At 35.7% G+C, this 12,319-nt stretch carries 16 protein-coding genes and 1 pseudogene; 7 read left to right on the top strand and 10 right to left on the bottom strand.

Annotation, left to right across the window (positions count from 1 at the left end):
* The first annotated feature begins 16 nt into the window (after positions 1-16).
* Positions 17-1,870 carry a DUF3466 family protein gene (locus L3081_RS19865; protein WP_242287986.1) on the top strand — a complete coding sequence of 618 codons (1,854 nt, stop codon included), beginning with the start codon at positions 17-19 and terminating at the stop codon, positions 1,868-1,870.
* A 118-nt stretch (positions 1,871-1,988) separates the two neighbouring features.
* Here L3081_RS19865 and L3081_RS19860 read toward each other — a convergent pair whose 3' ends face one another.
* The 4 genes from L3081_RS19860 to L3081_RS19845 form a co-directional block, all read right to left on the bottom strand.
* Positions 1,989-2,348, bottom strand: coding sequence for an RnfH family protein (locus L3081_RS19860; RefSeq protein ID WP_242287985.1), 360 nt, complete (start codon positions 2,346-2,348; stop codon positions 1,989-1,991).
* A complete protein-coding gene (locus L3081_RS19855; protein WP_242287983.1) occupies positions 2,349-2,786 on the bottom strand; it encodes an SRPBCC family protein in 438 nt (145 codons plus the stop codon).
* Between the two features lie 150 nt (positions 2,787-2,936).
* On the bottom strand, positions 2,937-3,746 hold the full coding sequence (locus L3081_RS19850) for a crotonase/enoyl-CoA hydratase family protein (RefSeq protein WP_242287981.1): 810 nt from the start codon (positions 3,744-3,746) through the stop codon (positions 2,937-2,939).
* Positions 3,747-3,829: 83 nt separating this feature from the next.
* Positions 3,830-4,102, bottom strand: coding sequence for a YfcL family protein (locus L3081_RS19845; RefSeq protein WP_242287979.1), 273 nt, complete (start codon positions 4,100-4,102; stop codon positions 3,830-3,832).
* Positions 4,103-4,234: 132 nt separating this feature from the next.
* On the opposite strand from L3081_RS19845, the gene L3081_RS28605 reads away from it, so the two are divergent.
* Entirely contained in the window at positions 4,235-4,501 is a 267-nt protein-coding gene (locus tag L3081_RS28605; protein WP_338027426.1) for an isochorismatase family protein, read from the top strand.
* Positions 4,494-4,775, top strand: coding sequence for an isochorismatase family protein (locus L3081_RS28600; RefSeq protein WP_338027425.1), 282 nt, complete (start codon positions 4,494-4,496; stop codon positions 4,773-4,775). Before L3081_RS28605 ends, L3081_RS28600 begins: the two co-directional genes overlap by 8 nt.
* Before the next feature lie 90 nt (positions 4,776-4,865).
* Here the strand turns inward: L3081_RS28600 and L3081_RS19835 are convergent.
* Positions 4,866-5,556 (bottom strand): annotated as a pseudogene (locus tag L3081_RS19835) (2OG-Fe(II) oxygenase).
* Positions 5,557-5,845: 289 nt separating this feature from the next.
* On the opposite strand from L3081_RS19835, the gene L3081_RS19830 reads away from it, so the two are divergent.
* Positions 5,846-6,436: a hypothetical protein gene (locus L3081_RS19830; RefSeq protein WP_242287977.1), complete on the top strand. Its 591-nt coding sequence runs from the start codon at positions 5,846-5,848 to the stop codon at positions 6,434-6,436.
* Between the two features lie 95 nt (positions 6,437-6,531).
* Here the strand turns inward: L3081_RS19830 and L3081_RS19825 are convergent, their stop codons facing one another.
* Genes L3081_RS19825 through L3081_RS19815 form a run of 4 tightly spaced genes read right to left on the bottom strand, consistent with a single transcriptional unit; the run spans position 6,532 to position 9,988 of the window.
* Positions 6,532-7,941 carry a sigma 54-interacting transcriptional regulator gene (locus L3081_RS19825; protein ID WP_242287975.1) on the bottom strand — a complete coding sequence of 470 codons (1,410 nt, stop codon included), beginning with the start codon at positions 7,939-7,941 and terminating at the stop codon, positions 6,532-6,534.
* 4 nt (positions 7,942-7,945) lie between these two features.
* On the bottom strand, positions 7,946-8,080 hold the full coding sequence (locus L3081_RS27370) for a hypothetical protein (RefSeq protein ID WP_274620668.1): 135 nt from the start codon (positions 8,078-8,080) through the stop codon (positions 7,946-7,948).
* Positions 8,081-8,105: 25 nt separating this feature from the next.
* A complete protein-coding gene (locus L3081_RS19820; RefSeq protein ID WP_242287973.1) occupies positions 8,106-8,546 on the bottom strand; it encodes a hypothetical protein in 441 nt (146 codons plus the stop codon).
* A complete protein-coding gene (locus L3081_RS19815) occupies positions 8,543-9,988 on the bottom strand; it encodes a sensor histidine kinase (RefSeq protein ID WP_242287971.1) in 1,446 nt (481 codons plus the stop codon). Before L3081_RS19815 ends, L3081_RS19820 begins: the two co-directional genes overlap by 4 nt.
* Before the next feature lie 521 nt (positions 9,989-10,509).
* On the opposite strand from L3081_RS19815, the gene L3081_RS19810 reads away from it, so the two are divergent.
* The 3 genes from L3081_RS19810 to L3081_RS19800 all read left to right on the top strand — a co-directional run bounded on the left by L3081_RS19810 (position 10,510) and on the right by L3081_RS19800 (position 11,369).
* Entirely contained in the window at positions 10,510-10,689 is a 180-nt protein-coding gene (locus L3081_RS19810; RefSeq protein WP_242287969.1) for a hypothetical protein, read from the top strand.
* Positions 10,643-10,870 (top strand): EF-hand domain-containing protein, encoded by a 228-nt coding sequence (locus L3081_RS19805; RefSeq protein WP_242287967.1) that lies wholly within the window; start codon positions 10,643-10,645, stop codon positions 10,868-10,870. Before L3081_RS19810 ends, L3081_RS19805 begins: the two co-directional genes overlap by 47 nt.
* Positions 10,871-11,057: 187 nt before the next feature.
* Positions 11,058-11,369 carry a hypothetical protein gene (locus tag L3081_RS19800; protein ID WP_242287965.1) on the top strand — a complete coding sequence of 104 codons (312 nt, stop codon included), beginning with the start codon at positions 11,058-11,060 and terminating at the stop codon, positions 11,367-11,369.
* 306 nt (positions 11,370-11,675) lie between these two features.
* On the opposite strand, the gene L3081_RS19795 is transcribed toward L3081_RS19800, so the two are convergent.
* Positions 11,676-12,146 (bottom strand): FKBP-type peptidyl-prolyl cis-trans isomerase, encoded by a 471-nt coding sequence (locus L3081_RS19795; RefSeq protein WP_242287963.1) that lies wholly within the window; start codon positions 12,144-12,146, stop codon positions 11,676-11,678.
* Between the last annotated feature and the right edge of the window lie 173 nt (positions 12,147-12,319).

The raw sequence follows: 12,319 nt of genomic DNA, 5'->3' as shown, positions 1-12,319 counted from the left end.
AGAGTTAAGTAGTAGAATGAGCAAAATAGTCAAAAATATTATCGCCCTAAGCATTAGCAGCGCTTTAAGTATCAGTACTGTCAGTAGTGTTAATGCCGCTACTTATCAACTGGTAGATAAAGGCGAAACAACTAATCAAAAGTATACTTATGCTCAACATCAGAATGAAAGTGGTGACATGGCCATTTCAGGTACGAGTAATTATAATTTTCCTGTTCAATTTCAGTATCTTGATGATGATGATTTTGTTTCTATTCAAATATTCGCGGCTAATAACTACCAAATTGTACATGAACTAGACAACATTGAAGATCCTGATGCCTTAAAAGCGGGTAATCCAACCGCTAATGATTTAGCTTGGGTTATTAAATGGTTGCAAAATACCAGTACTGGCAAAGGAATTAATATAGAGTATCAAAAAGTGGGTGATACTGTTGCTATGACAAACATCGGTAGTATTACCCAAGACTTTACTCTATGGGATACCACCTTTGAAGGAACTGATACATTAACACGATCAACCATTGACATCATTAGCGGTATTACAAATGATGGTATGTATTATGGTACGGCCACTGCCCCTTATTTACCAAGTGAAACCTTTACTGATACTAATGATATTGAACACATTTTTTGGCTTAGAGAGCATGGTTTAAGAGGTTTTTATTCTTATGACCAAGGTACACAAATCTATCAAATCCCCCCTTTTGAAACTGGATATGGCGGTGGAACCTCTTCCATAATGGATGTGAACGATGCAGGTATCGCTGTTGGTTTTAGCAGCTACAAACTCAACCAAACTTACAGCGACTTTATTGAGAATGAATCAAATGGTTGTGCTGATCCTGATATAGTGCCTGCAACAATGACCTTAGCTGCTTGTATAGCCAATGTACAATTGAGCTCTGGTATTACGCCATACCATACCATGGCACTTAAAGCGACATTAAACCCTAATGGTACTCCGGTAGTTGAACAATTGGGTTTATTGGTAACGCCTCACGAAGATGACGAACGGACCTATTCAAGTTATGCGTTAGCGATTAATAATAATGGTGTTGCTGTCGGTTATGCTGATGGTTTTTACGATGAAACGGTCACTGAGCCTGAGGAAGATGAAAGAAGGGTTTACTATAATGCTCTGGGTTCGTTAGAAAACTACAAATTTGCTGTCGTTTATAAAAACGGCGACGTAATAGATCTAACTGGCGACCATGCTGATAAAGGTAGCTCTATCGCCTATGATATCAACGATGCAGGCATAGCTGTGGGTTATATAGAGAAAACAGTATCAGGAAAGCTCGTGCAACAATTTTTTTATACAGATACTAATGCACCAAGCGAGCAAATTAATATGGTTACCCCTGATGGTTTCTTTGCCGGCTCAGACAGTTCAGCACACGCCATTAATAATAGTAATATCATTGTAGGTGAAGGGGAAATTGAAACCCATAATGAAAGCACTAGCAACCCTCGTAGAACGGCTGCCTTTGTTTACGATATGAATAACGATATTTTTACCAACCTCAACGAAACAATTCCTTGTTCAATACGTTTGACCTACGATATTATAGAAGCACGTGGTATTAACGATCTTGGCGTGATATCAGCAACGGCGGTTATAAAAGCAAATCGACGTGATGCACAAGGTAACGTTATGTTAGACAATAATGGTGAGCCGCTTACTGAAGATGTTGTCAGAGCAATCAGTCTAGAGCCGACCCCTGATGATAGTGAAGTCTGTAGCGCAGAGGAAGAAGAAGAAAAAGTAGAACGCAAAGGAGCTAGTGTTAGCTCTACAGGGCTACTGTGTATCATGGCATTATTTTCTTTACGACGTAGGTTCTTTAAAGTAAGTTACTTTAAATAAGCGTAATTTTACCTTTCGTTTTTGTTATACACTTATCGTTAACGCCTTTAAGCGTTGAAAAACTGCCGTTAATAAAAAAGCCCAAAGATTTGGCCGGGCTTACTTTTTAGACTCGGTATTAATCTTTTTTAGCTAATGGGTTAACTCGACCACCCGTTGTTTTATCCGCACGTCCTTCAAGTTTAGCTTTTTCAGCACGACGCTTCCTAACTTCTTTAGGGTCAGCAATTAAAGGCCGATAAATTTCAACTCTATCAAGATCTTCTACCACTGTAGACAACTTAACGGCCTTATTCCAAATACCTACTTTATTTTTACTTAAATCAATGTCAGGAAACAGTGTCAACATGCCAGATTCAATAATCGCTTGTTCGACTGTTATTCCCTCATCAACAGATAAAGATAACAACTTTTGTTTATGAGCAAGCCCATAAACCACCTCAATTTGAATAGTTTTACGATTAGGTTGTGCTTCCATCTAAACTGGCACTCCATAAACCTCTTTGGCTCGTTGTGTAAAAGCTTGAACCATGTTGTTGGTTAAATGATTAAATACTCGCCCAAAAGCGATATCAAACATTTTATTTGAAAATTCATATTCAAGTTCTAAACTCACTTTACAGGCTTCTTCTGACAAAGGGGTTAATAACCGTCCATATAACTTATTAAATGGTCCATCAACTAGTTCTAATTGCACTTGTTCATTAGAAATAAGTGTGTTCTTTGTTGTAAACCATTTTTTTAATCCCGCTTTAGACACAAGTAATGCTGCTGTTACTGAATGGTCATCCTCAGTAATAATTTTACTGTTACTGCAATCAGGTAAAAAAAGAGGATAGGCAAGTACGTCATTTATTAACTGAAACATTTGCTCAACACTGTACATAACGAGTGCACTACGACTTATAGATGGCATTCTTATTATTAACCCTTATTTTACGATGACGATATCATACCAAAACCAACAACCATTGGCATTTTAATCTGTCATTATTGCAAAATAGAACAACTTCCTCACTAGAAATATAGTTTACTAAATCAATTCACGTAGGGAGTAAATTATTCGTTAAAAACTGCTACGATCAACAAATGGTTTTGGTTGCTTATTTCTAGCTAAACCATTTTGCATCGCTATTCGTTGATTTTTTCTCCCTAGCAAACGCAACTGGGTAATGCGTTCCCAAAACAAGGCAGCACGAGTATCTTTTTTCCAGGTTTTCTTAAATAGATATTTCGCTGCCGATATCGCATCAGGGCTTTGTTGACATATTTTGGTGGCTAATGCCTGTGCTTGAATTAAAGGCGTTTCACTCACTTTAGAGACTAAACCATATTCCAATGCTTCAATGCCAGAAAAAAAGCGCCCCGTCATGGTAAGTTCTTGCGCTATATCAACGCGTGTTAATCTAGACAACGTTGCCATGCCACTCATGTCTGGAATCAAACCCCATTTCATTTCTAGAATCGATAAATTTGCGTCGGGCATAGCAATACGGTAATCACACCCTAAAATTATTTGCATGCCCGCACCAAAACAGTTGCCATGAACTACCGCAATTACGGGCACAGGCAAATCTCGCCAAACATGCGCGACACGCTGAAACATATTGTCCTTACGCCATGGCAGCTTTAAAAAAAACTGCGCAATCATACTCGGATTTTTAGCTACATAACTAAAATCTAACCCTGCACAAAATGAGGGTCCTTCACCTTGTAAAATAACACAACGTATTGATCTATCTTTTTTAATGTTTTTTGCTGCTTGTACTAAACCAACAATCAATTGCTTATCAAGGCCGTTGTGCTTATCAGGTCGATTTAACGAGACATAAGCAATACATTGTTCAACCTTATAAATTACACTGGAACTGCTCATAAAATTTACCCTATTTAATGAAATAAGAGCATCGAGTGTGCCACATTTTAACTGGTAGTACCACTTAACTTATCAGCAATGCTTTACATCTTTTGCTGTAAAGCAATCCAAAAGTTTTGCACTATGACATTATCTTGCGGACTCAATTCTGTTTTCGCAGCAATCAATTTTTGGGAAATCAGTTCAATAAGGGGTGTTGTTATAACTTCTTGTTCATCTGCTTTGTCACTCGCTGCTAATGAAATAAATCCTCGAAGATAACCACTTGCAAATAAAGTATCACTATCAACATTTTTCTCAAACAAGCTGTCTAAATAATGATAAACCTCGTTTAATGTGCTTAATTTTTCTAACATAGTAACCATTCAATTCGTTATGATAAGAATTGTATTATACCAAAAGATTAGACATTTTTAATTAACCATTTATCTGCTACATTACTTAAATAAGTTCAATATGCAGGGTTCAACAATCATTAAGGATCACTTATGCTTAAACAGGAAAATACAGGGCTTATTGTTATTGACATACAAGGTAAGCTTGCACGGTTAGTTCAAGATAGTGAAACCGTAATATCAAATTGTGAAAAACTCATTAGTGGTGCAAAGGTACTTGGATTGCCCATTATCTTTCTTGAGCAAAATCCAGATAAGCTTGGCGCCACAGTGCCTGAACTAAGCACGTTATTAGCACCTCAAACGCCAATCACTAAATTTACTTTTAATCTTTGGGGACGAACCTCAATTCATGGCTAAAGTTAATGCTGTAGAAGTAGATAATTGGCTTATTTGTGGTATTGAAGCCCATATTTGTGTTTATCAAACAGCTTTACATTTGCACCAGTCGGGCATAAATATTCAGCTTGTTTGTGATTGTATAGCTTCACGAACCCTTGAGAATAAAAATTTGGCTATCAATAAATTAGTTAATAAAGGAGTTGAGACCACGGGAGTGGAAATGTGCCTATATGAACTGGTTAAAGACTGTAGAAACACTGAGTTTAAAGAAATACTAAACTTAATTAAATAACCTCGGCTCAGGTTAAATAACAAAATTAATGAAATAACAGCATTAACTAGCTGACTACCGAGTTTAATAGCATATATGGAATAACTTCGCCTAACGTGGAGGATCAATATTATTTGCAATACTGTTATTTAAACGGAACCACCCTGCAATAGAATACCGATCACGTTTCTGCCGGTAGTACTTCATGCACAAACTCTTCACTTAAAAACACAACGATGGTGCCAAAACCCGGTATTACTGTCACTTTTTTATTATCAACAACGGGTGAGAAAGGTAATTTATTATCGTATATGACTAATTCACCACCATCAGCAGCAGACCAATTTTGATTAAGGTACACAACAACCGACAACACGCGGTTCCCTTCCCCCGTAAAAGCATCTTTATGTTTCTTATAAAAATCACCTTTAGCGTAATGAGCAAAATGGCTTTCAAAAGAAAACAAGCCAAGAAATAAGCGTCGATTTAAAAAAGCTTGCAGTGACTTTGCCCATGTTAACCAAGCATTACCTGCTTCACTATTACCCGTGATCCGGCAGATTTCATCAGTACGAATAAAATCATTTATATTATGATCTTTCGCTCTACCTACGCCGGCTCGTTTAAAATTACTCTCAGGCATTGCCGTAATATGCGCTAATATTGAAGCGCTTAGGTTTTCCGGTAAAGCATAAGGACAAATACTGTAACCCTTATTTATAATATCTTTGGATATTAATTCAAAAAGCGGTTCAAACGTAGAGGAGTCATTGTCTAAATGATATTGTTTAAGTAAGGTCATATATTATTATCGCTAACTGGCATTTGAGAAAGGAGTAAGCGCCTTGATAGGCAAAAGATAAAAAAGAAAAGTTTATTCATTGAGTTTCTCAGTGCTACTTGATAGATACAAATAGCTAAAATAGATCATCACGCTTGATTAGTGTAAAGCGCCAGTTCTTAAAATATAGATCGTAAGTAAAATAGCAATCTATTGATAGCAGATATTAACAGTAAACTCTTTGGATGTCTTTCTATTATTTAATATAAAAAATCACTATAATCAATTGAATTACAATAACTTTTTAACCATGAGTGGACGACTTATTATGCAAGAAAATAAAGTAGTGAAATTAACTAAGTCATCCCAATGTGCATCAGGGTACTATCAAGATGAAAAACTAGGGATATACGTTGGCGTAGGATCTGACATAACAATGATAGAAGCCGTAGTGTCCCATAGCTTTAATGCCTTTATTTATTTAATTAAAGGTGACGCCAAATTTGAAAATCAACAAATAGGCACAATTGAAACCGTTAAGGCGGATGATAGTTTTGTGATCCCCCAGGGCTATGACTGGCAAAAGTATTTACAAGGGAACTTGCAAAAGTTTTTAGTTATTTACCAACAAAATGCAGACATCCTGCCTGACGTTTCTACAAAAAAGCACATTATTTTTATTGATGAACAACATAAAATGCCTTGGCAAAAAACATCGGATGGTTTTCATAAAAAAGTGCAATACGAGAGCCACAACAAAAAATTTACCGGGGTATGGCAAGGTCAAAATTTTGAAACTGGTGTGATCAGGTTTCCTTATAATGAGTTTATTTTGCTAAAACAAGGTAGTCTTGTTTGTGTTGATGACCAAGGAAAAACGCATACAATAAACGTTTGGTGAAGCACTTTTTGTACCTCAAGGGGTATGTTGTTCTTGGCAAGTAAAAGGCAAAATCTGTATTCATTTTGTACAAATAAGATCCTAGCGAATGATGATTAATCTTCTTCGCGAAACGCCTCAGCCGTTAAATGATGACGATTTAATAATTTATAAAATTCAGTACGATTACGTTGCGCTATTCTTGCCGCTTGCGATACGTTACCCGCGGTAAGTTTCAATAGTTTAGCTAAATAATCTCGCTCAAATTCATCTTTAGCTTGTTGAAATGAGGGCAATGAGCTGCTTTCATCACGCAGGGCATTTTTAACTAAACTAGCGACAATAATATTTTCTCGAGACAAAGCAACACTTTGTTCAACCACGTTTTGTAATTGTCTGATATTTCCTGGCCAAGGTGCAGCAATAAGAATTTCCATCGCTTCTTGTGAAAAACCATTTATGTCTAAGCTTGATTGATGATTACTATGGTTAAGAAAATGCTGTGCAAGTAACGGAATATCTTCACGGCGTTGCGCCAGTGGTGGTAATTCAAGTTCGACAACATTTAATCGGTAGTAAAGATCTTCTCTGAAGGTTTTTTCTTTTATTGCCTCTTGCAAGTTCTTATGTGTGGCAGAAATAATTCTGACATCAACTTTCACAGCTTGTGTACTACCAACAGGACGCACTTCTTTTTCTTGTAATGCTCTTAATAACTTAACTTGAAAACTCATTGGCATATCGCCAACTTCATCCAAAAATAATGTGCCACCATCACTCGCTTGAAATAACCCTTGATGATTTTTCTCAGCGCCGGTAAATGCACCTTTGATATGACCAAAGAGTTCTGATTCAAGTAATTGTTCAGGGATGGCCGCACAGTTAATTGCCGTAAAGGGCTTGTCTGCCCTATGGGCGGCTTGATGAATTGCCTTAGCTAACAACTCTTTACCTGTACCACTTTCACTATGAATTAATAAGCTAAAATCGCTAACGGCTACTTGCTTAGTTTGCTGCAAAAGCGATTCCATAATGGCACTACGGCTTATTATTTTAGTTCGCCATAAATCTTGTTTATTCTTACTCTTGGCACCTAAAGGTTGTAATTGAATAGCTTTTTCTACTGTTTCGAGTAATTGCTGACTTTCAAAGGGTTTGGTTAAAAAGCTAAAAACACCTTGTTTAGTCGCATTAATTGCATCAGGAATAGTGCCATGGGCAGTCATAATAATCACGGGTAAATTAGGCGACTGTTGGCGGATTTGTTCAAATAATGCCATGCCATCCATTCCTTCCATGCGTAAATCGCTAATCACCAACTGTGGATGAAAGCTTTTCAACATACCAAGGGCAATTTTTGCATTGGCTGCCGATTCAACAACATAACCTGCAGCTGATAAACGAATACCCAATAATCTTAATAAGCTCGGGTCATCATCCACAATGAGAATTTTATCTTGCTCTAATGTTTCTTGAATGACACTCTGAGGAGTGATTGTCTTGGCCGATGGCGTTGATAATTTCATTATTTTATTGTCCGTGTTCGCTGATAGTTTGTTCAATGTTTTTAAGCTGAATTATTTTGTCAGTTAACTGTGCAACGGTTATTTCCAATGCGGCAATTTTATTAAGCAGTTTCTTCTCATTAATTCGATTCTTTGACATTTGCTCATCATGTTCGAGTTGTTGATTAATCACTTGCTGAAATAGATACAATTCTTTGGTTCAACTGATCTTTTAGCAACCGAATAAAAGCCTGATCATCCGAACTTAAATAGTAATTTTTATGTAGTTTAAGTTGCTCATTTAGCTGTGATTTGGCGCTATAAACATTATGCGTAGGTGAATTAGGTAAACTATGCAATAGTATTAAGTTAATCTCTGCCTCAATACTACCTTCCTCTTTTTTTAACCGTTGTTGTTTAATTTCAGTTTCTAGCTCAGTGTCTGATAAATTTTTCAGTGCTAAGTAATATTGACCAAAATTAACAGTATTTAACGCAACGACTTTGCTCGGTGAATTGGTCGTATTTTGACAGGCACCAAGGCATAAACTCGCACTGATAATTAAGACAGTATGAGCAAAATTAACACGACATATTCTATTGAATTTTTTGAGCATTAAACTCATTTTTGTTCTCCATTGACCATGCTTTTTAAACAAATCTTCATTGTTGTTCCACTGGGTTTTTTAGTTCTGCTAGCCAACGTAATATTACCATTAAGTCGCATTAGTAACTCTTTAACAATCGTTAAACCAAGCCCACTACTTTTAATGTTATAATCTTTTGCAGGCGTACCTTGATAGAAAGCATCAAAAACTTTGTCTTGTTGATCCATTTTAATACCAGTGCCTTCATCGGTAACCGAGAATACTAACTGATTTTCACCCACCTCCCCCGTCAAGGTAATCACACCATACTCTGGAGAATATTTAATGGCATTAGACAACAAATTATCGATAATTACATTGAGCTGTTTAGCATTACTTTCTATTGTTACATTAGGAAATTTCTTGGCTATCGTTAAACCTTTACGTTTAATATCTAATGTTCTTTCACTCAATACTTGCTCAACAATCTCTGGAAAATTAATGGTTTCTTTGTCTTGTAAACTCGTTGAGTCTAAAACGATATTAAAATTAAGTAATTCCTCAATCAATCGTTGTAAACGCGTTGTACTATTACGAATGATTTTCGTGACTTCTTGTTGATCACTATTAAGCGAGCCAACACTGTTGTCGTACATTAGTTCAGTGCCTTCTCTGATCGCTGCTAATGGTGTTTTTAATTCATGGGAAATATGCCTAATAAAACTCGACTTTTGTAACTCTAAAGCATGTAGTCGACCAATCATACGATTTAACGCATCATTGATTTCTTTAATTTCAATAAAGCCAAGACTAGGTTCTTCTTTTAAATCATAATCTTGCTGAAAATTACCTTGTTGTAATTGCTGAATTTTCAAAGTAAGTTGTTTCAATGGCTTTGTAATTAAAATAATAAAAAAACCGGCTATAAATAAAGAAATAGGAATGATAAATAAACTTTTTAACAGCGTATGACTTACTTGAGCTGTCGAATTTTTAATTGCTTGCGCTTGTTGGTTAATTAATTCGTTACTACGTGTATTAAGTTGCTCACTAATATTTATTAACTGTTTGAATTCTTTTTGCAAACCTTCTAATGAGGTACTCGTCACCTGGTTATCCGTAGTCGGCAACGCAGTTTCTGGTTTGACAATATCTTGATGCACCTGATGAATTGCCTCAGAAAATTGAGCTGTTAATTGTTTTATTTGAGTATCATTATATTGAGATAACTCCTCCGTACTTTCCAATAGCGCTCGCTGTTCAACAAAATATTTATCAATTAATTCAATTTCTTGCAACACAAAATATTGGCTAGCGTACCGTTCCATTTTTTTTAAGGTGTTATTAATTTTTTGATTTGTATTAATTAATTCGGCTACAGAAAAAATAGCGCTAGCCCCTTGCTTGGATAGTTGATTTACTTGGTTTGCGCTATACAGTAAACCCAAAACTAAAGGCAACGCGACAAGTGTGAACCCCAAAAAAGTCAGTTTTTTTATGGATAATGGTTTTACTTTATTTAGTGTATTTCCAAACTTTACCTGCAATTTATTTAGCCAAAGCACGTCGAGCTACCCCTTTTAATTAATTCAACGCCTTTTTAAGGCATTTTTATGGTAAACACAATGATGTCTCTAATTAGAGACAAGGCAACAATCAAAATACCACCATATTACCATTTGATTTATATAGCTTTATTTTAAAACATTACATTTTAACGCCTTAATTATTTATCTAACCTAATTACCTGTTGCCAATTGGAGACAGTCATAGTCTTCCAATAGGTCCAAAAATAAAATAATACACATAAAAAACAATGAGTTAAAACTTTGGCACAATGCATGCTATATCATAATCGGGCACATGATAAAGTTAAATGGTCTAACGTTGAATCTATATCAAATTAACGTAAGCCAAATTCATCCACTTTGTTATGTATTAATAATACCAAGTCTATTAAGTTATTTCTCGCTCAACGAGAGTAACAAATAAAGGATCTCAAATGAAAAATGTTAGTTTATTTAAAGTCTCTGCAATGGTAGTTTCTGTTGCCTTTGCTTCTAGCTTCGTTAATGCTGATGATAAAGTAAGCAAAACAATGGATAACGCTCAACTTGAAGCTGCAGAAGCAGTTGATGTTAGCAAACAACAGACTTTCCCAAGCTCTATTAGAAGCACTTGATACCGACAATGACGCTATGTTAAGTGAAGCTGAAGTATCAGTGGAGCACAGTCAATTCCTTCAAGATGAATTTGTTAAAATTGATGCTAATCAAGATAAAATGATTGATGAAGAAGAATTCAATAACTATTTAGCGGCAACTAAAGAGCAACCTATTAATGTTGCTAAACGAAAAATTTAGTTGTAAGCCTATAGAAATTTAAAAAAGGGTCCCCCTATTTTTTTGCCGGCTGCCTCCCAACTTTGCAGTCGGTTTTTTACCCAACTTTGTTTTTATTTTGTTTACACAACATTTAAAAACACTAGACGATAATTGGAATAGAAGAAGTCACCCTTGACCTTGTCTTAATAACAGTAAAGAGAAGCCCATGCACAACATTATTAATCAACATATTCAAATAGATAATTGGATTTTCGAAGTAAAAATGGTCAGAGCTTTGCGAGTAGAGAATTATGGAGAACCGTATAGCGCGATCGCTAATATCAAATTAAATGGAAGTAATGCGTACATTGATGGCATGATGCAAAAAGATTTAAAACAATTTAGCAATGAAGATGTACAGGTGATAAAAAAGTATTGTCAAAGAATGTCTATCCACGACATTAATATCGATTCAAACAATCGATTTTTACTCAACCAACCTACCGAACAACCTAATACCCTATTTAAAAGAGCTTAAATTTATAGTGACTTATATTGGTTAATAATAACTTACCTATTTATGCTAATAAATAGATTGAGTTGAACCACAAACCAATACACTAAAATTCAGCACAGCAGTACTATATGTTTCAAGTACTATAAGTTTCAAGTACTATAAGTTTCAAAAATAAAGTTACTATATTAGGCACTACGCATAGTAGTGCTCCATCCTTATTTTTTTGATGAATCTTCCGTAATTTTGCCAGGTATTCCTCTAAAAAAGCACATCACTTGTCTGATCAATCGACACAAGCACTACCCCATTTTTAACATCAACAGACACCTAATGAATTTCTAATAATTCAACTTCAAAAATAAGCAAAGCCCCTGGTTTTATTTTTCCTGCTGCCCTATTTCCGTAGCCTAGCGTTGAAGGAATGAAGAATTTGAATTTATCCCCAACAACCATTAGCTGAACGCCTTCAGTCCACCCTGATATCACTTGATTTAAACCAAAACTAATAGGGTCACCTCGTTCGACCGAGCTATCAAAAACAGTACCGTCTAATAAAGAACCATGATAATGCACTTTCACTTTCGAGCTCGCGTTTGGGTGTTCCGTGCCGTCACCATGATTCAAAACTTGATATTGCAAACCAGAAGCCGTTTCAACAACATTTTCTATCTTTTTATTTTCTTCTAAAAAGCTTTTACCTGCAGCAATATTTTCTATTGCGGCTTTTTTATTTCCTGAATTTCTCATAAAGAAGAAGACGACCAAGGCAATCACTATAATGATTAAGATAGTTCTCATGTTAACTATTTCTCTCTAATGTGGGGTGTATACTAAACTCACAAATATCTATCACGTGCAGAGTGTTATTTTTATCATGGGTTTAGCTTAATGTTTGGCTTGAGTGTATCACGATATTTATTGCGATATAAACCTAGAAAAAGCGGATAACAAAGTTTGTCATACGACTTACA

The organism is Colwellia maritima, from assembly GCF_022669015.1.
GTDB classification, from domain to species: Bacteria; Pseudomonadota; Gammaproteobacteria; order Enterobacterales; family Alteromonadaceae; genus Colwellia; species Colwellia maritima.
Note: the sequence above shows the minus strand (reverse complement) of the source record. Positions and strands in the feature narration are given on the sequence as shown.

Coding starts and splice junctions, on each gene's coding strand:
- L3081_RS19810 (WP_242287969.1), top strand. CDS start 10,510: ATGAAAAATGTTAGTTTATTTAAAGTCTCTGCAATGGTAGTTTCTGTT.
- L3081_RS27370 (WP_274620668.1), bottom strand. CDS start 8,080: ATGTCAAAGAATCGAATTAATGAGAAGAAACTGCTTAATAAAATTGCC.
- L3081_RS19795 (WP_242287963.1), bottom strand. CDS start 12,146: ATGAGAACTATCTTAATCATTATAGTGATTGCCTTGGTCGTCTTCTTC.
- L3081_RS28600 (WP_338027425.1), top strand. CDS start 4,494: ATGGCTAAAGTTAATGCTGTAGAAGTAGATAATTGGCTTATTTGTGGT.
- L3081_RS19820 (WP_242287973.1), bottom strand. CDS start 8,546: ATGAGTTTAATGCTCAAAAAATTCAATAGAATATGTCGTGTTAATTTT.
- L3081_RS19805 (WP_242287967.1), top strand. CDS start 10,643: ATGTTAGCAAACAACAGACTTTCCCAAGCTCTATTAGAAGCACTTGAT.
- L3081_RS19850 (WP_242287981.1), bottom strand. CDS start 3,746: ATGAGCAGTTCCAGTGTAATTTATAAGGTTGAACAATGTATTGCTTAT.
- L3081_RS19865 (WP_242287986.1), top strand. CDS start 17: ATGAGCAAAATAGTCAAAAATATTATCGCCCTAAGCATTAGCAGCGCT.
- L3081_RS19830 (WP_242287977.1), top strand. CDS start 5,846: ATGAGTGGACGACTTATTATGCAAGAAAATAAAGTAGTGAAATTAACT.
- L3081_RS28605 (WP_338027426.1), top strand. CDS start 4,235: ATGCTTAAACAGGAAAATACAGGGCTTATTGTTATTGACATACAAGGT.
- L3081_RS19860 (WP_242287985.1), bottom strand. CDS start 2,348: ATGGAAGCACAACCTAATCGTAAAACTATTCAAATTGAGGTGGTTTAT.
- L3081_RS19845 (WP_242287979.1), bottom strand. CDS start 4,102: ATGTTAGAAAAATTAAGCACATTAAACGAGGTTTATCATTATTTAGAC.
- L3081_RS19855 (WP_242287983.1), bottom strand. CDS start 2,786: ATGCCATCTATAAGTCGTAGTGCACTCGTTATGTACAGTGTTGAGCAA.
- L3081_RS19800 (WP_242287965.1), top strand. CDS start 11,058: ATGCACAACATTATTAATCAACATATTCAAATAGATAATTGGATTTTC.
- L3081_RS19825 (WP_242287975.1), bottom strand. CDS start 7,941: ATGAAATTATCAACGCCATCGGCCAAGACAATCACTCCTCAGAGTGTC.